Annotated in this window: 16 protein-coding genes and 5 pseudogenes; 9 read left to right on the forward strand and 12 right to left on the reverse strand. The window is 60.1% G+C overall.

The window, feature by feature from the left end:
- The first annotated feature begins 319 nt into the window (after positions 1-319).
- The 3 genes and pseudogenes from EB233_RS31955 to EB233_RS29230 form a co-directional block, all read left to right on the forward strand.
- Positions 320-736, forward strand: coding sequence for a PLP-dependent transferase (locus EB233_RS31955; RefSeq protein WP_064987330.1), 417 nt, complete (start codon positions 320-322; stop codon positions 734-736).
- Positions 714-843, forward strand: a pseudogene (locus EB233_RS32365) (IS66 family transposase); the annotation flags it as partial. The gene EB233_RS31955 and the pseudogene EB233_RS32365, both read left to right, overlap by 23 nt.
- Positions 844-988: 145 nt before the next feature.
- Positions 989-1,093: pseudogene (locus EB233_RS29230) on the forward strand (transposase domain-containing protein); the annotation flags it as partial.
- A 325-nt stretch (positions 1,094-1,418) separates the two neighbouring features.
- Here the strand turns inward: EB233_RS29230 and EB233_RS29235 are convergent.
- From EB233_RS29235 to EB233_RS29275, 9 genes and pseudogenes are all read right to left on the reverse strand, one after another.
- Positions 1,419-2,600, reverse strand: a complete 1,182-nt coding sequence (locus EB233_RS29235; protein WP_064987329.1) for a glycosyltransferase family protein — start codon at positions 2,598-2,600, stop codon at positions 1,419-1,421.
- A 245-nt stretch (positions 2,601-2,845) separates the two neighbouring features.
- Positions 2,846-4,867, reverse strand: a complete 2,022-nt coding sequence (locus EB233_RS29240; protein ID WP_064987407.1) for a carbamoyltransferase family protein — start codon at positions 4,865-4,867, stop codon at positions 2,846-2,848.
- A gap of 272 nt (positions 4,868-5,139) precedes the next feature.
- Positions 5,140-5,928 carry an ABC transporter permease gene (locus EB233_RS29245; protein WP_064987328.1) on the reverse strand — a complete coding sequence of 263 codons (789 nt, stop codon included), beginning with the start codon at positions 5,926-5,928 and terminating at the stop codon, positions 5,140-5,142.
- A gap of 3 nt (positions 5,929-5,931) precedes the next feature.
- Positions 5,932-6,954, reverse strand: a complete 1,023-nt coding sequence (gene nodI, locus EB233_RS29250) for a nodulation factor ABC transporter ATP-binding protein NodI (RefSeq protein ID WP_425487741.1) — start codon at positions 6,952-6,954, stop codon at positions 5,932-5,934.
- Between the two features lie 49 nt (positions 6,955-7,003).
- Positions 7,004-8,278 carry a chitooligosaccharide synthase NodC gene (gene nodC / locus EB233_RS29255; RefSeq protein ID WP_064987326.1) on the reverse strand — a complete coding sequence of 425 codons (1,275 nt, stop codon included), beginning with the start codon at positions 8,276-8,278 and terminating at the stop codon, positions 7,004-7,006.
- A gap of 55 nt (positions 8,279-8,333) precedes the next feature.
- Positions 8,334-8,927 carry a NodA family N-acyltransferase gene (locus EB233_RS29260; RefSeq protein WP_064987325.1) on the reverse strand — a complete coding sequence of 198 codons (594 nt, stop codon included), beginning with the start codon at positions 8,925-8,927 and terminating at the stop codon, positions 8,334-8,336.
- 787 nt (positions 8,928-9,714) lie between these two features.
- A complete protein-coding gene (nodS, locus tag EB233_RS29265) occupies positions 9,715-10,284 on the reverse strand; it encodes a nodulation methyltransferase NodS (RefSeq protein WP_244277788.1) in 570 nt (189 codons plus the stop codon).
- 1,094 nt (positions 10,285-11,378) lie between these two features.
- Entirely contained in the window at positions 11,379-12,560 is a 1,182-nt protein-coding gene (gene ubiM / locus EB233_RS29270; RefSeq protein ID WP_171892313.1) for a 5-demethoxyubiquinol-8 5-hydroxylase UbiM, read from the reverse strand.
- A gap of 293 nt (positions 12,561-12,853) precedes the next feature.
- Positions 12,854-13,314 (reverse strand): annotated as a pseudogene (locus EB233_RS29275) (hypothetical protein); the annotation flags it as partial.
- A gap of 17 nt (positions 13,315-13,331) precedes the next feature.
- Here EB233_RS29275 and EB233_RS31960 point away from each other — a divergent pair.
- The 4 genes and pseudogenes from EB233_RS31960 to EB233_RS29290 form a co-directional block, all read left to right on the forward strand.
- Positions 13,332-13,532 (forward strand): annotated as a pseudogene (locus tag EB233_RS31960) (DDE-type integrase/transposase/recombinase); the annotation flags it as partial.
- A 591-nt stretch (positions 13,533-14,123) separates the two neighbouring features.
- A complete protein-coding gene (locus tag EB233_RS29280; RefSeq protein WP_155249074.1) occupies positions 14,124-14,282 on the forward strand; it encodes a hypothetical protein in 159 nt (52 codons plus the stop codon).
- 117 nt (positions 14,283-14,399) lie between these two features.
- Complete coding sequence (locus tag EB233_RS29285; RefSeq protein ID WP_019856452.1) at positions 14,400-15,485, forward strand: HlyD family secretion protein; 1,086 nt, start codon at positions 14,400-14,402, stop codon at positions 15,483-15,485.
- 30 nt (positions 15,486-15,515) lie between these two features.
- Positions 15,516-17,672: a peptidase domain-containing ABC transporter gene (locus tag EB233_RS29290; RefSeq protein ID WP_064987321.1), complete on the forward strand. Its 2,157-nt coding sequence runs from the start codon at positions 15,516-15,518 to the stop codon at positions 17,670-17,672.
- 154 nt (positions 17,673-17,826) lie between these two features.
- On the opposite strand, the gene EB233_RS29295 is transcribed toward EB233_RS29290, so the two are convergent.
- From EB233_RS29295 to EB233_RS29305, 3 genes are all read right to left on the reverse strand, one after another.
- Positions 17,827-19,557 (reverse strand): ParB/RepB/Spo0J family partition protein, encoded by a 1,731-nt coding sequence (locus EB233_RS29295; protein WP_064987320.1) that lies wholly within the window; start codon positions 19,555-19,557, stop codon positions 17,827-17,829.
- Positions 19,558-19,632: 75 nt separating this feature from the next.
- Positions 19,633-20,052 carry a DUF2958 domain-containing protein gene (locus tag EB233_RS29300; RefSeq protein WP_064987319.1) on the reverse strand — a complete coding sequence of 140 codons (420 nt, stop codon included), beginning with the start codon at positions 20,050-20,052 and terminating at the stop codon, positions 19,633-19,635.
- Between the two features lie 184 nt (positions 20,053-20,236).
- A complete protein-coding gene (locus EB233_RS29305; protein ID WP_064987318.1) occupies positions 20,237-21,199 on the reverse strand; it encodes an ArdC family protein in 963 nt (320 codons plus the stop codon).
- A gap of 1,053 nt (positions 21,200-22,252) precedes the next feature.
- Here EB233_RS29305 and EB233_RS32300 point away from each other — a divergent pair.
- Together EB233_RS32300 and EB233_RS32220 are read left to right on the forward strand one after the other, a co-directional pair.
- A pseudogene (locus EB233_RS32300) lies at positions 22,253-22,943 on the forward strand (DUF1173 family protein).
- A gap of 43 nt (positions 22,944-22,986) precedes the next feature.
- Positions 22,987-23,124, forward strand: coding sequence for a hypothetical protein (locus EB233_RS32220; protein WP_279626501.1), 138 nt, complete (start codon positions 22,987-22,989; stop codon positions 23,122-23,124).
- Positions 23,125-23,354: the final 230 nt, after the last annotated feature.

The raw sequence follows: 23,354 nt of genomic DNA on the forward strand, positions 1-23,354 counted from the left end.
TTTCTGCCGTTTGGACATTTCATATGAACCAGTTTGCAGCCACTCCCTCCGAAAGCCAAGAGCACGTCTGAAGTCGATGCCCGAGACTGCCCACCAACCCAAGACTGAACTGGCACAGTCTGCGGACGAGGCCAAATTCGGCTTCGCTACCCGCGCGATCCATCACGGCTACGATCCGGCTGGCTTTCCCGATGCCGTTCAACCACTCGTCTTCCTGAGCTCGACCTACGCTCGAAAGCGTTGCGGCGAATGAGGCCGCCGCCTTGGCGGTGCAATCCTCGGCGACGCGGAAACCCTCCACACCCTGTACGAAACGGGCATGCGCAACATCACCGGCGCGGCGCTCTCGCCCATGTCGGCCTTCCTGGTTCTGCGCGGGCTGAAGAAGACTCTCACGCTTCGCATCGAATGGCACAGCACCACGGCGCTTGCGATCGCGCAGGTGCCCGTGGGGCATTCGGCCGTGGCTTGGGTGAGCTCCCCTTCCTCGACTCGCATCCCGATCAAGCGATTGCCCGAAACAGATGTCCGGATCGCGAACGCTAACCGCCCGGGTGAGCTTGACCAACAGGTCCTCGATTTCCTGAAGAAAGCGCCGGCGAAATCCGCAATGGCGTTATGGTCGGGATGCTCATTGGCAGCAATAAGGACGGCAGGTGACCGATTCGAGGGCACCCGCTCGATTTGCGGCCAGAAAAAAGAGACCGTCGTATTTCCTGCTTCACGCTGTGCATGAGCGGCTGTTCGGGCGGCTGAAGGCTTCAGACAAGCTATCGCGGACGAGACCACTGTGCCTGTGCTTGATTCGGGCGGAGACGGACCAAAGCGCGGCAGTTGTTCGCCTGTGAGGCAATGGAAACGACGCTGACTATCTCCACGCACATCTTGAGCTGAAGGAATCCGAACTTGCCAAGCTGAAGCCATACGAACGCTCAAAGGCCGAACGATCTCGACCAAACGAATCGGCATAGTTCGGCGGTCGGCATAAACCGCCAAGCTCAACAGCGGCGAGCCACACACCTACCTCGATGACATGATCGCCCGGATCGTCGCCGGCCATCCACAAAGCCAGATCAACGATCTGCTGCCTTGGCCTACAGGCCTATGCCGCTCAAGGCCGTGGCCTGAGAACAGCGGTTACGGACCGTGTTCGACGTGTTCACCGGGATGCCGGCTGATGCATGGCGGTACCGGCTGTTGGTCTGCATAAAGGGTATGCCGAAGATCTGGTGGTCTTCCAGTTCCACAGACCTGCAGCGCTGGGCACTGGTTCGCCAGGAATGACGCGCTCCAGCTGGGACCGCCGGGCGAGTTACTTCCCTAATCAGGTGAGAGGCGCATTGACGATCGTTATACCATTGATACTGACTGCCGATCTGGCCGTCCTTAATGACGTAAATTGCGGTGCGCGCACTGTTCTATTTGGAAGGACGCTCGCTGCTTTGGGTCCACAAAAGCCGGCTTTCATCGGCTGTGAGGATGCCCTTCTCGTCAATCTCTTTCTGGATCCTGGCGACCATTTCTTCGGCGCTGAACGGTAGCCGCTTCAACTCATCCGGCGAAAGCCCCTTGGCGGCAGGCAAGCCATAGTGGCTCATCATTCTGCCGATTTGCTCATCATTTCCGCCAGCCCCGACATTGCTCAAATGCAAGGCAGAGCTCTGGGATCCCTTCCACTGAAATTCGACCCACTTGCGATTGGTCTTGATGTACGTGCTGCGGACGCGCCGGCCCATCCAGAACAGCCAGATGTCATCGCCTTGAGGACAGAGTCTGGCGAACATGTCCTCATCCACGACCTCCGGCGACAGCGCTTTGGGGCCGTAAAGCACTCCACCCACGCCGGTTGGGAAAATCATTCCCGCCGTTTCAGAGACGTCGTATGACCATTTGCTGTAGGGCTGAATGCGTCCCGCATCATCCAGCGCAACCGAGTGGGCTCGATGACAAACGACTGTCTTTTCGCCGGCTCCTTCGACAAGTTCCTCCAGCCATGTGCGCGAATAATAGACATCGTCATCTGCAGTGACGATGTAGGTTTTTGGAAATGCCAGCAGCGCCGGAATAATTTTCTTGTACGAGCGAAGGTCCCGGCAAAGGCGAATCTCGAGACCTTGTCGTTTGAGGTCTGTCACCTCGGCGGGCAACTGCGCGGCGTCCTCGACAGCGATCCACAGAATGACTCGGTCCGGTGCAACCGTCTGCGACAGAAGACAACGCAGCGTCAGATGCAGTGTCGGGAAACGCGCGGGGTAAGAGGTCAAGGAGACAATCAAATCACCAGCCAAGCCATGCGGGCGGGCCTTTCGTCTCAATCGCCAGCGCAGCGCAATCAGGGCAAGGGCGATGTACGGCTTCACAAAGCAAGTTGCCTCCTGCTCATACTTGGCGACGCGCCAGGCAACCCCGTTGCGGAGTTGGCCAATTAGACGACCTGGCGCGCGCCCACCGTTGCCAAGGAACAACGGTGATAGCCACGCGGATATTTTCAGCACGAGATAAATCGCGAGCGGCCCGGAAACAGCGACGACGATGATGAGCGCCTCGTTGGAGACACCAAAATCGCCGAGCGAAAACTGAAAGAATTGATGCAAGAACATTATGACCAGCGACCCTTCGCGCAGCCTCGCCCTCGATACGCCGAATCTCCAAAAGCGGCTGCTTTCCGGACTAACATCAGCAGAGTCAGTGACAGCGCCAGCGCAATCAGAAGCCGAGGATAGGCGGGCCGAAGATCGGATATTTCATGTTGAACCGAATCTCGGCACCGCTTGCCTTGGAGACCGTCATATGAAGATGCAGACCGGTGTTTCGGCAGCTGCTATCTGTTGTCCAGCGTTTGGCATCAGGTTTGTTGGACGCGAGCAGCGTGTGGGGGATGCATGCGAACGCGGCGCTGCTCCCACAACCTTCGCAGCTCTCCTGTGAGAGCCTCGCGCTGGGCCTGATCCAGCGTAATTGTATCGAGGAGATCCGCGAGCACGGCTTCGCCTTCGATCCGCGTCAGCAGATCGAACAAGTCATGGGAAATACGCACGCCGTCACGGCTGGAGTGATCCGTGCGGATTTCGCAGACGGTCTCCTGGCGATCGAGCGCCGTGTAAGCGCGGACCTTGTGAAGGGATACATAAGGCGGCAATGAAACCGCGAGCGCAGTCCAATCCTCCAGCGTTGCGGCCCGTTTTTTCACGAGGAACGGCCCGACCACAAGTCCATCCAACTCTGTCGTCAGGAACGTGGCAATCGAGTCTGCAACTGAATCTACGATGGGCTCGGCATTGTTGTTAAAGGACGTATTGAGCAGAATTGGGATGCCTGTCCGCTGCTTGAAGGCATTGATGACGTCCCAGTAGGCCGGACTGGCCTTGCGCGATACTGTCTGCAGCCGAGCCGTACCGTCGACGTGCGTGATGGCGCCGAGCAAACCGCGCTTGGAGTCGCGCACGCGAACCACGAAATTCATGAAGGGAAATTCGCACGCACTACCTGGGAGGTCGAAAAATTCGCGCGCATCCTCCTCCAGCACTGATGGGGCGAACGGGCGATACCCTTCCCGCTTCTTGACCATAGCGTTGATCCGGTCCTTGTTCGTGGCGGGCCTGGGGTCGGCAAGAATGCTGCGATTTCCGAGCGCGCGCGGCCCGAACTCCGAACGACCTTGCACCCAGCCGATCACGGCGCCACCGGCCATCCACTCGGCTGCCCGATCCGCCACCTCCTCCGTGCGTTCAAACTCCAGGTGCCCCGCCCATGCCGTTAGTTCCTCTTCGACAGCGTGATCGCTCGCGAGATCCGGCCCCCAATAAACCTCCTGCAATCGCGCACGCGGCGCGGGGCGGCCCAGCTCTTCAGACACGATTAGTGCAGCGCCTAATGCGCAGCCAGCGTCATGCGATGCGGGCTGCACGAAGATGTCTTCGAAAAGTCCTGAATAGAGCAGCTTGCCGTTCATGGAGCAATTGTGCGCAACGCCGCCGGCCAGGCACAACCGCGTCATCCCGGTGGCCTCACGATGATGCCGAAGAATGTGAAACACGATGCGTTCGAGCGCTTCCTGCAAGGACGCACTCACATCCTTATGCTGCTGGGTGAATGGCATTCCCTTTTGCCGGACCTGAATGCTGCGAAGCAAAGTCGGACCGATGCGGTCGAGGTGGACGCGATACTCGCCGTTTGCAGAGAGTTCATAGAACTGCTCGAAAAGCTCTCGATAGGGAACGGGATCGCCGTAGGGGGCGAGCCCCATCACCTTATATTCATCGAACAAGCCGTAGCCGAGATACCGGATCGTCTCGAGATAAAATTGCCCAAGGGAATTGTTCTCTGGGAAAGTCGCGAGTTGGGCAATTCCAGTGCCAGATCCAACCGCCACGAGCCCCGACAGGAAATCACCAGAGCCATCAATCGCGAAAATCAGACTTTGCTCGAAGCCCGACATTGCAAATGCACTCACGGCGTGCGCCTGATGATGACTTACGAATGAGATACGCGAAGCGTCGAGCTCGCTACCGAACTCCTGCGCCAACAGCTTCTGCACCAACAGTTTAGCATCCAACGGAATGGAGGCGTCCGGCTGGGAAGCAAGCATGTTTTCGAGCATGGCGTTGCAATAGGCTTCGGTAGCGTAGAACGCCACATGATCGATTTCACTGAGCTGAACCCCAGCGGCTGAAAGACAGTACTGAACCGAACTGATTGGGAGCTTGTTGGAGTGTTTGATCCGATTAAGGCGCTCCTCTTCTACGGCCGCGATGACCTGTCCGTCTCGGACGAGCACCGCAGCGCCATCGTGCATGAATGTGTTCGGAACCTGGAATCTGTTTTCATAGACTTTGTCTAATCCGCCGCTCAATCCTAGACACAGCATCTTGCTCTCCATTTATCGTACAGGAAGACTGGATTGGCCTGTCTCAAGGCCGTTTGATCAAAAACATAGGCTGCGTTGTCGTTCACCGCGGCGACCGCCAACAGACATCACAATTTCGAAGAAATTCTCTTTCGCCGGGATCAACATGAGACGTTGAGAGATTGAGTGGATGCCTCCGAAGACCCTCCGTGGCATGCCGATTTCTGTTGGCGATGTCGTTTTTGTTCGCCGCACGGAGTCCGTAGCGCATGTTTATCTCCCGCTCTTTCGCGTCAGCGCATTAGTCGGCGGCGCAACAGCGCCATCGAGAGGAAGAATGGCAACAGCGCGTACAGGGCGAGCACACCGACATGCAGGGCGATGCCGCCGATCGGGCGATCAAGCATAACCGGGCGAATGAGGTCGATCGAATGTGATAGCGGCATGCATCGCGCTATCTGCTGAAAGGCGTCAGGCAGCTGATTCAATGGGAAAACGGCGCCCGACAGGAACAGCATAGGTGTGAGGACAAGCGTCTGGTAAAACACGAAGTAATCGAAGCTGGGTGAAAGCGCGGTGACGATCATCGCGAGGCTCGCAAATACGCACCCAGTGAGAGCAATGATTGGCAGCGCATAGAGGACGGACGGCCAGGCTGCATAACCCAACGTTGCGGTGACAATGGTGATTGCCGCACCGGCCAAGAAGGCCTTGGTGGCTGCCCACGCGAGTTCACCCAGAACGATGTCGCCGAGGGTAACGTGCGTATACAGCATCGCTTCCCAAGTGCGCTGAGAGTGCATGCGAGCGAAAGCCGCGTACAATGTTTCGAGGGTTGCGGCGGTCATCGCACTTACCGCGACCATGCCGGCTGCCAAAAAGGCTATATACGACGCACCGTCGACGCGGCCGACCATTATGCCGAGGCCGGTGCCGAGGCCGAAAAGGTAGATCATAGGATCGGCAAGGTTGCCGAGAATCGACACGAGTGCGACTTTCTTCCATGCCAGATAGTTGCGGCGCCACACCGCAACCCAGTTCCACGCATTGGCCGGCAACGCCGCCGCATAAGCTTCAATCATGGTTCACTCCTCCATCTCGCGCCCGGTCAGCCGCAAGAAAACATCCTCGAGATTGGCTGGACGCAGAAGAAGGCGCAGACCTGCTCGCCCGTGCAGTTGCGTGCGCACCTGCTCAGGGTCTGGCGCATAGCAATAAAGGGTTTCGCCGCTCACCTCGATGCGCTGAGAATGCGGCTTGACCAGCGAATGCAACTCGTGGGGATCGCCGCCGTAAATCTCCATGACCTGGCATCCGATATGCTCGTTGATCAACGCCTGCGGGACGCCTTCGGCGATATTGCGACCCTTTTCGAGCACGCACAGCCGATCGCATAATCGCTCAGCCTCTTCCATGAAATGCGTCGTCAGGATAATCGTCTTGCCGCGGGCCAACAGGGCGCGCAGCCGCTCCCAGATCAAGTGGCGCGCGTGCGGATCAAGGCCGGTGGTCGGCTCATCCATCACAATGAGCTGGGGGTCGTTGATCAACGCCCGCGCCATCGTCAGGCATCGCTTCATGCCGCCGGACAATTCCGAGACGCGCGCATCCGCCTTGCGCTCGAGGCGAGCGAACTCGAGAAGCGACGGGATGACCGCTTCGGCCTCGCGTGTGCTCATGCCGAAGTAGCGCCCGAACACCAGCAGGTTCTCGCGTACGGTGAATTCCTGGTCAAGATTGTCGAATTGCGGGACCACGCCAATGCCCCTGCGCGCCAGCCGAGCGCGTGCCGGCACCGGGAGGCCGAGCACCGTGATCGTGCCCGCGTCAGGGCATGTCATTCCGAGAAGCATACGCGCAATCGTGCTTTTGCCCGCGCCGTTTGGTCCGAGGAGGCCGAAACATTCTCCCGACGCAACGGTGAACGACAGTTCGTCGACGACGACCTTGTTCCCATACGACTTGGTTACGCCTGTAAAATCGACCGCCACGGTCGAGGCAGAGTCAGACACGGAGCTTTTCGCGCTTGATTGCTCGTGAGATTCCCGTTCGATCTGACCAGTCTCGGGCCGCCGCAAATCCTTAGGGTCCAACTCGCGCATCAACACTTGATCTTTCTGGTCCTGGCTCAAAACTCTTCCGCCTGAGATCACGTGACTATTGCTGTTCGCTGTAAGTTGCTTCGGATCCTACCAAGGTCGGCTTTGAAAGCGCGCCGCCGATGTCTGGCACCTTGGTCGCAGAGCTTCGCGACAGCCAATCGCTATTGCTCAATGTACACAGCGCGTATGCTTTCAATGGGAGCAAGAGAGAGATGTTGATGAGTGTGTGGAGCGAGAATCCGAGAAATCGAAGTTGGCGCGCACGAAACGCTGCCACGCTGCAGCGAACTATGGTCATGGCTGCAAGCGTCAGGCATGCCGTCCAAGGCACAGTACCTGTCGTTACGAATTGCGCGAGCCCCGCCAGGACCGACAAAGAGAGCAATAATGGGCCAAGGTTCTGGCCAATCACGTCCAATGTGAGATAAATATTAAGGCCGCGCAGCAGGTGGAGTGATAGCAGCGTGTCACGGAAAGTGCTCCGGGCCCAGCGAAGTTGTTGACGCAGATAGGGACCTATCCTGTCGGGAACGACTGTTGCCGCGACGGCCTCCGGAACATACTCGGTTCGGAAGCCTGCTTTCAGCATAAGGATCGTGAGGTGGCGATCCTCACCGAAGTCGCTCGGCTTCCCTCGAAAGCGTTGCGTCTCGTATTGATCCAGCACCGAAAGAAGCGCGGATCGCCGGTACATGGCACACGGTCCGCAGCAACACATGACGGCACCGAATCGAGCCTGTGCAGCCCGCTCTTCGTTGCAGGCGAGCCAGTACTCCATGTCGATCAACCGCGTCAGCCAAGTTTCACTGCGGTTGCTAGCCGCCAACTGGCCCATGGCCGCGCCGATCGCTTGATCTTGCATCTTTAGCGCAAGCCTTGTGACGACGTCCGGCGCGAGTATCGTGTCCGAATCTACATTGAGCACCAAATCGCCGCACGAGCGGCGAACCGCGGCAATCTGCGCCTTTCGCTTTCCGACATTCTTTGGGAGCGCAATGAAGTTGAACCTCGGGTCGTGCCCGTATTCCTCTTGTACACCTACGAGGGCATCGCGGTTTGCAGAACCGTCATCAACAACATAGACCTGCAGTTTTCCGGCGTATTCCTGACTTGCAATGGATGCCAGGCAGTCGGACAGGGTGCGAGGCGCCTCGTTGTAGGACGGGATAATGACATCGACGCTCGGCCAAGGCTCACCGCCGGCCGGGTCGCCCGACGTCGGCGCTACCTTTGTAGGCAGGGTATAAAACACCTGCGCGGTTTTATAAACGGTCGACAGCAGCGCATAAGAGCAGATGGCAACCGTACTGGCTGTGGCAAACAGGTTCATGAGATGTCAGATTTTTCTGTGAATTTGAGGAAGCGAGCGGATAACAAATCCGCGGTCATAGCTCTGGCCCGTTCCGATCGATCAAAGTGCCGGCCGGCCACTCGCTCATCGAGCGTCCAATTGGGAGCACCATGAGGAGTACGTCGTCGTCCACTCGCGTGGGAGGCAGATCGGGGTACACCTCCGGGAGGGTTGAACGCACGCGAACGCCTGTCAAAATGTTCGCCAAGCCTTTCCGACAGAACCTCCCAACATGGTTCCGGAGCGCTTGCCGAACCGTGCCGAAAGCGAATGGAACGCCAAGCTGCTGCAGCACTGGATACATCACGCTAATCGAATGGGCGATTCCCAGCCCCTCAAGATCCGGACGCACCCCATATAGACCGAGTTCAGCGACAAGCTGATCAGCGTCGCCAACTTTGATGTATCGGCGCAGCAGCCCCAAGTGAGCCGCTACCCCGTGCACATCATAGCCGATTGCGCGGACCTCCGGCCTTGCACCGGCCCAGCTCCGACCGCCTGCGAATTGCTTTCCATTAAAGGCTCCGGTCGGCTCATAGGTCTTCCGTAAGAACCCAGAGAGTTCGAGGTGATCGGAAAGCTGCAATTCATTTTCCCAGCACAACCTCCACTGCACGTCATTGCGCATGCGAAGACTTCCTCTTTTTCGGGTTCTTTTGTGCACCTCACGCGGTAGAGCAGCGGCGGTGCATGTCAGGTAGGCGGTTAATGAACGACCCGCCCGGATTGGTAAAATTGATTGTTTAGATCGCGAGCATCCACGCTGTGGATGTTAAAACCATGCGTTGATCTGGACCTCTGGTCGTGCTCGATCGGCCCGATAAAGCGGCGACACCGATGGCAGCTGTCGGTGACAAAACCTGCCTCAAGAGCGGCCGCCAGCAGCGTGGCTGCGCCTCGTGCCGAAGCAGCGATCAAGTGGAGGATGGGCCCGACTGTTAGACGTCGGCAAATGCGGGGACCGTTGACGCACGATCGCGCAGCTTTCCGAACTTAAGCCCACGAACGAAAAAGGTTTCGAGGGGCTGATCGCCGCCACCCTCAATGCAATTTCCGGCATTCCGTTCCGGCTTGCCAGCAGCGGTGATCAGCGCGGGTCGACGGCAAGTCCGCCTTTGAAGGCGCGGTCGCTTCGAGCTCTATACTGACGACCTGCCGTGAAAGGACGTTCTTTCGAAAATCCCCGACTTCGTTCGACACAACGACCACGCCGATCTCGTTTGGGTTCTGGGCGCGACCTGTACGGTCCCGGGCCAGCTTGAAGATGATGTGCGTGCCGACGACGGTGCCAAAGAAGGCATCAGCGTTCTGATTCTCGATTGGATCCAGCTAACTTGTTGCAATCAGGCGCTCTTATACGTCCTCATATTGGGTGCTTGACACCACAGAAGCGCACAGGGTCTCCAAGTGTTTCATCAGGAAGCGGAAATCGGCTTTCGGAAGAGGGCCAGCAGGCAGTCTTCATTGATCGACGCGCCCCGGCACTCGATGCACTCGATCTCGGTCAACGATTCGTTCAGCATGGCGATGGTGGTCTCTGCACCAGCAGCGTGCCCCCAGCGTTGGCAATTGGCGTCACGTGCCGACCCGAAAACCAGATGCCCGCCTGGCGCAAGCAGGCCTACCAAGTTGCGGACTGCCGCGCGGATCTGAACGAGGTCTCCGACGTAGTAAAGAACCTCCGCAACGATGATCAGGTCGAACAGCTCATCACTCGAAAACTGTTGAACATCGGAGATTACCCAGCTGATGTGCGGCGCCTCCTTCATGCGTAAACGTGCTCGCGTAATCGCAGGCTCCACGACATCGATCACAGTGAGCCGCTGGCAAAGGGGGGCTAGCCGCTCCGTAAAGGCGCCGGCAGCGCACCCGACTTCGAGCGCATTTGCGACTGGACCTTGCGCAAGTGACAACCGGAGAATTTGGGTGTGGCGCTCCCGCTCGAACGGGTTGCCATCGAGCCGCCATGGATCGTCTGCGGCCATTTCTCGATTCAACAGTTCATGATCGATTTTATGGGTCAAATTCACACCTAGCCAATGCAGCAATCACCGGCGCTGCAAATGCCGTCAAATGTCGGTAGGGTCGGGGCCCGGGCACGCTAATTCTGAGAAGCGGGGTCGTTCGTGAGACCCGATGTCAAAACGCGAGTCGGTTGGACGCGCGACATAGACACCGATGAGGAAGAACCTCCCGGCAGCAATTTCCACTGCCTTCGGATCGTTGCATTCTGTTGCTCCTTTGGGGCTAGGTGGTTGGTGCTCAGGCTTTTTCGTCGGACGTACTTGCGGGCCGAGGCAGTTGATTTCGGTCACCCTCCTATTAGGGCCGGCAGGATTGGCAAAATTGATTGTTTGGATGACAGCCATCCACGCCCCAAGCACATCGAAGGCGGAATTGGGCGTGGCTGGGTCCGCGCCTGTGTGGCACTGGCCGACAAACGCATTGCGGCGCGCGGGAATTGCGCACACACGCGGCGATTGACACGCTGATGACCCGCGACGGAAGAGGCTCGCGGCATTCAGCAACGCCATCTTCATCAAGCATGGATCCTACCTTGTGCAGGAGATTGTCAATCTCGCAGACGCGATCGAGTTTGTGGAGGAGTGGCCGGAGGACCGCCGCAGTCTGATCCATGCTGTGGTGCGGCGATCTGGGAGAGACCTGCGCGACAATCTGGATGAGACTCTCAGGGCGCGGTCACGGGCAAATTATCATGCTGATTGTCGCGCAGGTCTCTCCCAGATCGCCGCGCTATACTGTGGATCGCTGCTTCCGATTCGGGCGGTGGACAGGTGTGGGTTCGTTCGGCCGCCCACCTCGTTTTGTGCCGTGTATGCCGGCTGCTCGGTCGCCTTGTTGGGCAGGCACGACCGATGAAGGCAGAATATCACCAGCCTGCGCCGTATGCGGCACGAACGCTTGAAAGAGCAGATCACGTAGCAGGCGGGCGAGTGTGGTTCGATGTGAGCGGTCGCGGCTGCGCGGAATCGACGATCCCAGTGAAGAGCATGACGCCTTCCTCCCCTGGATGGGCGAAAGCGCGGCACGCTGATGCTGACACTATGGTGACTGGGGTTCACCGCCTCAGCATGGCCGCAATGCCATGACGGACAAAGGGAAGATGTTGGCCGAGGCGCAGCCCCACATGCCTTGCAAGCCGTGCCGCCGGATTCTCGCTTGAGTAGAGTCCGACGAGAATATTCGTAGCATGATAGAGCGGCGCCGCCGACAGGCGCAGTCGCCTTTCATATCTGTGCAGCATGTCGGGATCGGCAATGTCGCGACGGTCGCGCCACGCTGTCAGGATACCACGGGCGAGCTGCCTCTGGCCGCCGAGGCCGATGTTGAAGCCATGCGCGGTGACCGGGTGCATGCCGACGGCAGCGTCGCCGATCAATGCGGCGCCCGGCGCCCGGAACCTGTGCGCCCAGGTCGTGACCAACGGATAGATATGGCGTTGGCTTGCCAGGCTCATATTGCCGAGGCGGCCTCGACAGCGCTTCGTCAACTCCATCAGGAACAACTCGTCGTCAAGGGCAAGCAGTCCGTCGGCCTCGTTAGAGGGCAAAGTCAAAAGCAGCGACGACACGCCTTTCGCGAGGGGCAACATCGCTACCGTCTGATGGTGATCGAACCATTCGATCGCGATCTGGTGGTGGGGGCGCTCGTGCCTCACCCGGCAAATCAGCATCGAGTTGCCAAGCCGATTGATATCGGCGCCGATGCCGAGCAGATCGCGGGTGGCGGAAAAACGCGAATCCGCGGCAACGAGAAGCCGAGCGGTCAGCCGCCTGCCATTGGAGAGCGTTATGACTGCTCCCTCGCGGCTGTTTGTTGCACGCACGACCGAGTGGCCGCACAGCAGCCGGGCATGGCCCTGCAAGCGGATGATCTTGAACAGGGCATCGCGGATCCGGCAATTCGGGACCAGAACGCCCAGTGGTTCCGCGGATCCGCCGGGAGAATCGAAACACAGCGCAAAAGGACTCGATCCGTTGAGGACGCGTGCGCCTTGAAGCGGTGACTTGTCCGAAGCCGGGATAACATCCCAGGCGCCGAGCTCGCGAAGGATCCCAATCGAGGCGTGGGTGAGCGCGATCTCGCGACCGTCGAAAGCCGGACTTGCCAGTCTTTCCAGGGACTGCCCCTCGACAACCGCCAGTTTGAGCTCGCTGTGGGCAAGCGATGCGGCGAAGGAAAGTCCGACCGGCCCGGCGCCAACGACGATGATGTCGAAGCTGTCGTCAAAGCCGGCCATCAGCATGCCGCCAGCTCGTCGGCTATCTTGGTGAGATGCTGCTGGAATCGAGCCGCAGGTCGTGCATCGATTGCGCTGCGATCCAGCGCCCGCCGCATCGCCTCAAGCGCGTTTCTCACATCGGTTCCTGGCCGGTGAAGCGTCATTTGCCCGCCATATGGTCTGGATTGTCAAGACGTTGGGAGCGACGAGCAGGCTGTCGGTCAGCCCATGCGTTTTCCCTTGTAGGACTGATCGATCAAACCACGCCGACAAAGGCATGGCCTTGATCTGGGTCAGTCGAGGCGCAACAGTCATGCGCCAGCTGACCCATGACGACGCCATGGCGCCAGCCAGCCCCAGGGAGAACCAGGCGCGTCTAGGGAAGGCTGTTTCAGGACTTTTGCGAGATCAGCAATGACCGGCTCGCCATGGAAACGCCGGCGCGAGGGCGGCGGGACACCGAAGCCGACTCCATCATCAGCCGTGGCGTGCGCAAAGGCTCGGTGCCCATATGGAAGCCGAGCGAGGCACGGTTCTTGTCGGCGTCGCAAGCCTGGCCGGTCGGAAAGCTCCACCAGACGCGTGTGGTGATCAGTTTCGCCTGTGCCCCCAGATTATGCTGGGCGATGTCGAGCAGCAGCGGGTCGCGCTGTATGGCGAGCGCTGCCTGGCATAAGGCTGCGTTCGAGATAATGGTCGCTGAGCAAGGGGGGCCGAAGCGGGCCTCTGCCTGCGCATGCTCACCGGCCAGGAATTCGAGACGGCGATCGAAGGCGTGCACCGGGCGAAGTGTGGAGAGCGGTTGATCTGGACGGATATGTGCGCGACGAGATTGTCCAGACGTGTCGCAACACCAAGGCCGCCAGGCGCCTGCTGACGCGATCTCTGAAGAAGGGGGTCTGCCGCCAAAGCGTATGATCACCGATAAAATTGCGCTCCTACAGGGCGGCCCAACGCCAGATCATGCCGAACGTGGAACACCGCTCGCACACAAATTCGGATCCATCGACGCCAGGCAATGGCCGCGTGGGAAGCCGTGGGTGCACGGCCTGCCTGAAAAGCGCGGTGTCGGCCTCCCGCGGGCACATTTCAAACGACGTGACAACGCCATGTCCTGCCATCGCAGAGCGCATCCTCTCCCGACGAGCAGGACTTGGTCATCTCTGTTGGCGGGTTTGTCGAGTTCGCGACACGGCGATGTTCGGCCCGGCGTGCGGCCGCGCTCTCAATTAAGCGATTGAATCAAAGGCAATAAGCGCCGTTCACAGGTTTCCTGTGCAGTTGGCACGTCTCTTGATGTTCTCGTTATGCGGCGGCACACGCCGCTGACCGTGCACTACTGATTCATCCTCTTATCTTGAGTTCTAGGAAAGGAGAAACCAATAAAGTCGGAAATGTCAGCTTATGGTGTGACCGAATTGGCTCCCGAAGAAGCATCTAAAATTGCGGGAGGGATGTTTTGGGCAATAGCTTTCGCGATTTTGGGGACGTTAGGCCTTGCGCTTGTTTGTATAGGTGCAAAAATCCTCGACGAAAAAATCCACTGATTCACCCTCACATTTGAGATAGGAAAGTAAAGCAATGAAATCAGACCTGTCGTCTTATGATGTGACCGAATTGACTCCTGAAGAGGCTTCAGCAATTTCAGGAGGGTTTTGGCAACTAATTTGGGCAGCTGTTACGCTGATAGCCTTTGTAGCTGCAAGCGTAGGGGAAGCGATAGTACGCCAGAAACATTGAACGTAAGTACCAACCAGACAAATGCTTCATACTGAAGATAGATCAGCAGTTCCCCTTTCTTCTGAAATAGCCTGCTACACCGCAGAGAGCATCCTCTCTCGCCGATCAGGGCGATCTTTGGCCATCTACAAGGTGGTTGTGCTCTCTGTGGTTGCGGCATTGTTGTCGTTGCCGTTTATTACCATATCGGTGTCTGTCCAAAGTGCCGGTATCATTCGCCCCACCGTCGAGAAGACGCCCTTGGTCGCGCCCGTCTCCGGACGCATCTCCCGCATCCTTGCCGCTGAAAACGATCTGGTTGCCCAGGGGCAAGAGATCCTCGCCCTCGATGATGGGGTGGTTGAGGAAAAGCTCAGGGCGCTTACAGGCGATATTCGCGCAAAGAGCGATTTTGCCCGTGACCTCGAAACCCTGATCTCCTCCGGCACGCAAGCCAAGGACCCGATCCGCCTCTTGACCGAGACCGCCACGGCCGAGCGCGCCCATTTCCTGAACCTTGTGCGGGAGAACCAGTATGACCGCGGTCATGCGGCTGCGGAACTTCAGCGTGCCAAGCGACTGCTCTCCGCTGCTGTAGCACCGGCAAAGGCCGTTGAGGAAAAGGCCTTCGCACTTCAGAACGTTGAGATCCAGGGCGAGATCCTCGCCCGGCGCAAATTCGCCGAATGGAACCAGCAGCTGTCCGACGTTAACCTGCGCCTTGAGGAACTCACGGCCGCCTTGCATCAGCTTGAGAGCGAACGGGACCTGACTCTCATTCGAGCCCCCGTATCAGGCGCTCTCGAGCAATTCTCGGGCCTCACTTCCAGCAGCTACGTCCAGGCCGGGCAAACCGTCGCTTGGGTTTCGCCGGATGGTGAACTGGTGGCGGAAATCTTCGTTTCTCCCAACGACATCGGCTTTGTGCGCCCCGGCCAGTCGGTGCGTCTGCAAGTGGATGCCTTCAACTACAATCAATGGGGTGTCATTGACGCGACGGTGCTCGACGTGGCGCACGACTTCACGCTGCACGACGGCAGGCCGGCCTTCAAGGTCCGCTGCGCGCTCTCTCGCCGCCATCTCGCCCTCAAGCACGGGGTCATCGGTAACCTGAAGAAAGGCATGACCGTGCGGGCCCGCTTCCTCCTGGGCGACCGCACTGTCCTGGAACTCCTGTACAACGAGGTCGACGATTGGCTCAATCCGCTCCTGGCGAGCCACTGATTCTCCATTCCAAACAGTCAGCGAGCCGCTATGTCGAGCAAGATCATCAAGTTCAAGCAGCGCGACATCACCGATTGCGGTGCCGCCAGCCTTGCTTCTGTCGCGGCCTTCTATGGCTACAAGCTGCCATTGTCGCGTATCCGACAGTATGCCTCGACCGGCCGCTCCGGCACCACTGTGCTGGGCCTCATGGAAGCGGCCCGGAAGCTGGGCTTCGTTGCCAAGGGGGTAAAGGGTGGCTTCGACAGCCTATACAAGATCCCCAAGCCCGCCATCGCGCACGTCGTCGTCAGCGAGGTTCTGCATCACTTCGTCGTAGTCCAGGAGATCAACGCCAGGTGGGTCATCGTCATGGACCCAGCCTATGGTGAAATCCGCAAGCTGGCGCACGCGGAATTCAAAAAGCAATGGACTGGCGCCCTGGTGCTCCTGGTTCCCGCAGACACCTTCAAGCGCCGCGACGAGACCACCTCACCCCTGGGTCGTTTCGCGCGTCTGCTTGCGCCACACAAGGCGGCGATGGCGCAGGCTCTCGCGGGGGCGCTGGTGACGACGATCCTTGGCCTCTCGACTGCCATTTACGTGCAGAAGATCGTCGACCATGTGATTACAGCGGGCAACCGCAATCTGCTCAACCTGATGAGCGTCGCCATGCTCTTGATCCTGGTTGTGCAGATCCTGATCAATCTCCTCAGAAACCGGCTCGTCCTGCAAACGGGGCAGAAGATCGACGTCCACCTGATCCTCGGCTACTACAATCATATCCTAAGCCTGCCTCAGAAGTTCTTCGACAGCATGCGCATGGGCGAAATCATTTCCCGTATGAATGACGCGGTGAAGATCAGGAGCTTCCTGAACGACGTCTCGATCAACATGTTCGTTGACGTGCTAACGGTACTGTTCTCGTTGGGGCTGATGTTCATCTACTCGTGGAAGATCGCCTTGGTCGTGGCGGTTTCCATCCCTTTGTACCTCTCGGTCTATTGGATCATCAACCGGCTGAACAGGATTCGCCAGCGCGCCGTAATGGAGAACGCTGCCGAACTGGAGACACAACTGGTGGAATCACTCGGAGCTGTCTCCACAATCAAGATCTCCGGCATGGAGAGCTTCGCCAACTTCAAGGTGGAGACCCGCTTCATCAAGATGCTGCACTCCGTCTACAGCTCCGGCCTGATCTCGATCTTCGGGGACAGCACCTCGACATTCCTCGCGACTTTATTCACCATCGTGCTGATGTGGTTCGGAACGACACTTGCCCTCGATCAAACCGTCACGCCTGGCGAATTACTCTCCTGCTATACCTTGCTAGGCTATATCACCCGGCCGATTGCCAGTCTGATCCAGACCAACCGGATCGTTCAGGATGCTTTTGTCGCAGCGGATCGCCTGTTCGAGATCTTCGACCTGGAGCCGGAAAGCGGTGGCGGCATCGATGCAGACAAATCCGACATTGGCGACATCCACCTGGAGAAGGTCACGTTCCGATATGGTAGCCAGTTCGAGCTTTTCCAGGATCTTAGCGGCACCTTCCGCCGGGGGGAAATGACAGCAGTGGTGGGGGAAAGCGGCTCGGGCAAGAGCACCCTTGCGGCGCTGCTGCAGAATGTCTACCCGCTTGAAGGTGGATACATCCGGATCGGCCGTTATGCCCTCCAGGACCTGTCGACCGTATCCCTGCGCAAGGTTGTCGCTGCGGTGCCGCAATCGATCGATGTGTTCTCGGGCTCGGTGATCGACAACATCGCCCTTGGCGAGTTCGAGCCGGACATCGAAAAGATCCTCCGAATCTGCGATCAAATAGGGCTGCGGGAGGTGATCGAGCGCTGGCCCGGTGGCTTCCAGGCCTATCTAGGCGAAAACGGTGTACGCCTCTCCGGGGGCGAGAAGCAGCGCCTTTCGTTGGCTCGGGCTCTGTACCGGGATCCGGAGATCCTGATCCTCGACGAAGCCACCTCCTCTCTCGACTCGGTCGCCGAGGCGTTTGTCCTGCGAGTGGTTGAGGATCTGCGTCGGGGCGGCAAGACCATCGTCATCATCTCTCATCGACTCAGCACCATCCGTTGCGCCGACAAAATAGTGGTCTTGGACAAGGGGCGGGTTGTTGCGGAGGGGAGGCATGCTGATCTGCTGACAGCTGAAGGCGCTTACGCTCGCTTGTGGCGGGCGCAAACCGGATCCGGCTAAACAGCTTCCGAGGCGGAAGACCCGTGGGATTTTGTGCACGATTAGGCTTCTCGCATGCCAAATGCTGTTCGGATCGCCGTGCGCATCAGCCAATATTCCAGCGGCAGGCAATCGGGGCGGCGGCACTCGAAGGAGCCGCCGCCCGGCTTGGCACCTATTCGCGGACGAACAGCGACTGGACCCTGGCCCATTGATCGGCGGTGCGGAAGCCGCCGCGATCGGTGTAGCTTTCGGCGGGGAATTTCATCCAGCGCGGCAGCCAGTTGTCGATTTTCTCGCGGCCGTTCTCGCCCGCGAGGCAATCGCGGATGATTTTCTTTTGCGTCTTGACCTTCTCGGCGACATTGCCGTCGGCCACATGCTTGCCGCCGAGATCGGCCAGCATCGAATTGGCGATCTCCCTGTCGCGCAGCAGGTCGAAGAAGGCGTCGTCCGGTTGCCACCACGCACCCATGTCGATGCCCAGATGGTTGCCGAGCGCCTCGACGACGGCGCTGCCGGCTTCGAGCGTCTCGGCCATGACAAGGCTGAGAACGCGCATGACGTCGTCGTCGCAAAGTGCCAGCAAACGGGCGAAGACGGCGGCGAGGGCAAAGGCGTCGCCATTGCCGCCGGCTATCGCGCCGTCCTCGTCGGCCTGCCCAAGCAGCGCAAGAACCTCGCGCCGTCTATCGGCGAATGCGGCTTCGGCCTTGCAGCCGGCTATACTAGCGGCGGTAGCCTCGTTGGCGGTGCGCTGCGGCTCGCGGCGAACCTGCCACAGGCCCGACCCGGTGATGGCATGCGCCACCATCAGGCGCAGCGCGACACAAGGATGGTCGAGCATGGCGCTACGCACGGCGCCGTGGCGGTGCAGATCGACATAGTTCTGCATCGGCAAGGTGAGTTCCGGCCGCGACGGCTTGGCGGGGGTTTCATCGGGCTCGCCGCCCTCGCCTTGCGCGCGGGCGCGGCGAGCCTCCTTGCGCGACAGCCAGCCCTCGTGGCACTCGACCGCGCCGCGATGCGAGACTGAGATGAAGACCTTGCCGCCCCTCTTCCTCGGCGTCTTTTCGTGGTCCCAGGACTGGAAATGCTGCCCCGGCTCGAGCACGGTCACCTCGGGCCAGCCGGCTTCCAGATAGGCGTCGCGTCTGGCGGCGATGGCCTCGTTCTGCTTTTGCCAGAACAGGTCGGCATCGGCGAAATAGCTCTCCTCGCCGAACAGGTCACAGACGATCAGGCCGGGATACTCCTCGATGGGGAACAGCGCGACCTTGGTGGAAATCGACTGGCCGCCGAACAGCCATTGCTTCAACTGGTGACCGCGCGGCGCGAATTGCTGCGGATCGGCATAAAGCGCCAGCCAGTCCTTCTGCTGCGCCTTGGAAGCCATGGTCAGATGGCGCGCCGTCTCGGCGTCGATGTCCTCGCGCCGATAGGCCTCGCGGATCTTGGGAAGCAAGTCGCCGAGCGCCAGAATGCGTTTGACCAGGAGCTCGGTGATGCCGAAAGTGGCGGCGATGTCGGCAACGCCGCGGCCCTCCTTGATCAGCCGCGAAAACGTCTCCCACTGCGACACTTCGTCGGGATCGAGCCGGGCGAAGTTTTCGATCAGCGAGGCCTCGAGCGCGCCGGCGTCGTCGCCGTCTTCCATGACGGCGCAGGGCAAGGCATTGCGCTGGCCGCGCTCGTCGGCGAGCGACTTCGCGGCGAAATAGCGCCGCCGCCCGGCGACGATCTCGAAGCCTTCCGGCGTGCCGTTGGGCCGCACCAGAAGCGGCACCAGGACGCCGCGCGCGCGAACCGACGGCAGGATGTCCGACACGTCGGGCGCGCGTTTGGAATGGCGCATGTTGAGCGCGGAAATGCTGAGCCGGTCGAGGGGAATGTGGGCAAGCTGCATGGTTGGTCTCCTTCAGTCTGGGGTTGAGTTGTCCGCCGCGAGGCCGCAGGCCGAGCGGGGGACGGTTTTCCGCGCCTAGCGGCGCGTCTGGTCCGCCGTGTTGGGCGGAAGCTTGGAATGTGCGTTGCCAAGGGCTTCTTCTGCCTGTCGCAGCAGCCGCTCGTCCTCGGTGATGTGGCAGGACAGCCGAGCGGCTTCGGCATAGACGGAGAGCGGAAACTCGGCTTTGAAATAGCGGTCGCGCTCGATGCCGAGGTCGAGCCGCCCTTTGACGCTTGCAAGCTCGGCAAGGCTGACGCTGCCGAGTTCCGGGAAGCCGAAGCCGAGGTCGCACAGGCCGAACATTGTGTCGCCGTCGGCGTCGAGTTCGGTGAGAAGCCAGGTTGCTGGCCCGGTCGGATCGAAAAGTTTGACCACCGGGACATGGTCGGTTTCGGTGTCGGTTGCGCCATTGGCGAGCAGCCGGACGCGACGGTCGTCGGTGATCAGGATCATGGGAAAACTCCTCTCAAAACAGGTCGAGTTGAATTCGGGCGTTCGGCGGGAGAAAGATTCACTGGATCTTTCTCTGATCCGCTATCGAGCGGCTTCTGCGCCGCGCGCGGGCGCATCGGCGCGTCCGCCAGAAGGGCACGCCTTGCGGCGTCGGCTCGGTCTGCAGGGTGTCGGGATTGCGCGCTCATGCCGCGATCTCGTCTTGTTGCGCGCCTTCGGCCTCGGCGTTAAAGCCGAGAAGAAAATCGGCCGCCTTGGAGGCAAGGCTGGCGGCGCGGAAGATGGCGCGATTGTCCTCGCGCAGCACCTTCAGCCATGCGCCGACATAGTCAGCATGGCGCACGGTCGGCTCGATGCCGAGGGTCGAGCAGACAAAGGCAGCAGTGATTTCGGCAACCAATTCCTCGCGCGCATAGGTCTTGGAACCGAAGGCGCCGGAGAGGTCGCGCGCCAGCCGCGCCGGGTTGCCGGTCCAGTGGCCTAATTCATGGAAGCAGGTGCGGTAATAGTCGATCTGCTGAAAGAATGACGGCTGCGGCGGCACCTGAATGAAGTCGCTGCCCGGCATGTAGAAAGCGCGATCGCCGCCGATGCGGAAATCCGCGCCGCTTCCTCGAATAAGCGCCTCGGCCTGCGGGATGATCTCGCGCTCGGGCAGCGGCTCGGCGGCGGCATGGAGATGGTGGGGCAGCCCGTCGCACTGCGCGACATTGAAGACGGTGAAGCGCTTCAGAAAGGGAACGGCGTGCGGTTCGTCGCCATCGGTCTTGGCGCGCTCCTTCTCGCCCTTCGGGACGAAGCGGTCGGCATGCACGATGGTTGTGCCGTGCTCGCCCTTCCGGACATTGCCGCCAAGGGCAAACGCCTGCCGGAAGGTCAGCCAGTTCTGGCTGGCATAGCTGCGCTCGAAGACGGCGCCCCACAGAATGAGGATGTTGATGCCGGAATAGCGGCGCCCGGTGGCGGCATTGCTCGGCAGGCCAAGGCCGGCCTTTGCGCTGCCCCATGGCTTGACCCACGGCACGGTGCCGCGCTCCAGTTCGGCGATGATGCGATCGGTGATCTCCTGATAAAGGCTGGCGCCGGGGCGCCCGTCCTTGCCTGCGCCGGCCTGCCGGCAGGCGGAACGCTTGTTGTTTGCACGCATCGTCTGGTCCTCCGCTCTTCAATCGCGCGCCCTCCCCCGGAAAGCGGGGTGGGCGGCGAGAACGACCGGAAAGGTCCGCCGTCGGAGGCAGACCGCATTCGAAGGACCGGAACGAAGAGGAGGACCCTGAGCGGCAGCGAAGGGTTGCGGGATGCCGCGGCGGACCTAGAAGGGAGAGCCGCCCACCGCGCGTCACCGGGGGATGGCCAACAGACAGACCACGCCGGCCAACGGCCGGCGGCCATCAGCAGGCGAAAGGCTGCATGCGCCAGGGGGCAAAGCCGAATGGCCGAGACCGCCTGAGGCTTGCCGAAGAAAAGCGGGCTCGGTTCACGAGCACCCGGCGCGCGCCTTCAGGCGCGCGGGCGCCACTCAGGTCCGCGACGACCGTAGCTTTGATCTCGGGGGGATGCGCGTGCAAATGTCGGCACGCGCTTCGGAATGCACCCTCGAAGACATCGTGATAGCTCCTTGGGAGCGACGCGAGCATCGGTGCCCCATCTGTGTCATGGTTGCTCCGAGGCGGACGCCGAGTCTCTCTCCCGGACCTTCGCCCGCCCACCGAAATCCCTGCTTGCCCTCTTCCTGTGCTGGCCGCACCGTCGCCTATCGAGGCCCCGGCGACGTGGCAGTGCCCAAACGCACGCCCAAGGTGAAGACCCAGCCGCACACCGGATGTTCAGTCAAGCGCAGCCCCGTTCCGGTAAGAGAGGCGGGTCAGCATGTCCTGACGAACAAGCCCGTTGCTTCGACGGCAAAACCATGACTCAATGGGCGTGGGGATGCGGCGGCGTCCGGAGCAACGGAGGCAATACGAGGTTTCAGAGTTGCTGACCAGGTGATCGAGGAGGCGGCGCCTGGTCTACAAGCTGCGCTAGGGGATGATATCGCAGAAAGCTGCGACCGTTTTGCGTGTGCAAAGAGCCGTGCCCGGCGATGTATATTGCGTGATTCGCGACCAATATACATCGTCAAGCGTATGCCCTGCCGGCAGGTGCCCACGATACGTCCTGTTCCTCTTACGACCCGCCCGACGAACTGTCCGGCCTCGGCGTGCTGATGGGCAGCGCAAACCAGGTCGATTTCGAGAGCGGCATGGCCGCGCTGAAGCTGGATTTTCGCCTGTCGAAGGTAGGCGCGCTCGCTGCGTCGGCAGCTGGCATTCCAGATTCGAACAGCGTGGTCGGGGACACCAAGACACTCTCCTTGGGAGGCCTGCTCCATTATCTCTGGCACGAGGCGGAGCTGACGGTCTGGACCTCGCGATGGGCTGGCAAGAGGCATTGGTGGGACATGCGTTGGCACCTCGTCGAGGCCGCGGGCCAGATGAGGGTCAAGGGCGGAGCGCGACATACTGTTCGTGCCCGAGCCGTTCCGGTCCGCCGACAAGATTGCGATCGAGAAAAGGCGCGGCCAGGCGCTTGCTTCCGCGCTGCCCCCGAAGAGCGGCCCCAGAAAGCTGATGATCCTGGTCGGCGAGGTCAAGGAGTTCGCCCCGGCTCGCAGCGGTCACAAGCTGATCGTCAAGCACATGCCGGGGTTCGTGTTCCTGTTGGACGAGAGTCTTCATCGTCGGCTTCAAACCCGTTTTGAAACCGGGATGGCACTCTGGGGCGCGGATGAGGCATCGCATTTGATCGCGGTTGCCACCTTCGGGTTGACTTCGGCGGGGCTGGCGGTGATCGAGGAAATGGCCCGTCATGGTGGTGGCGGAGAATTGGGTGCCGTAGGACTCCGCCTATGAAAAGAAGCTGGTCGACGCCCTTGCCAAGACAGGGGAGCGAAGCGTGAAAGGACCGCGCTTCAACCTGCCTATGGACAAGCCAACCGCGACGGCGATATTGCAGATACAGCCGCGGCCGGTTGGCCTGTATGTCGTACCCCCTCCTCCGATGGTGCGTACCAGGAAACGCTGGGCGAACTGATCGCATCGCGACCGGAGTTTGATTCCTGGATCTGGCGGACGGCCGATCGTGAGATGCCGACTTTGCCTGGTCGGCAAGACGTGGGCCTATCATATGATGGTAGGCACCCTTCGCGGACGCTATTGCAGCATGATTCGCAGGCCGGCGAGTATTTTCAGGTGCTCGCTTGAGCGGATCTTCCCAGCAAATGATGTGTGCGACCTGGATCACGAAGGGCCTCCCAGTGCAGC

The organism is Mesorhizobium erdmanii (assembly GCF_013170725.1).
Classification (GTDB): Bacteria; Pseudomonadota; Alphaproteobacteria; order Rhizobiales; family Rhizobiaceae; genus Mesorhizobium; species Mesorhizobium erdmanii.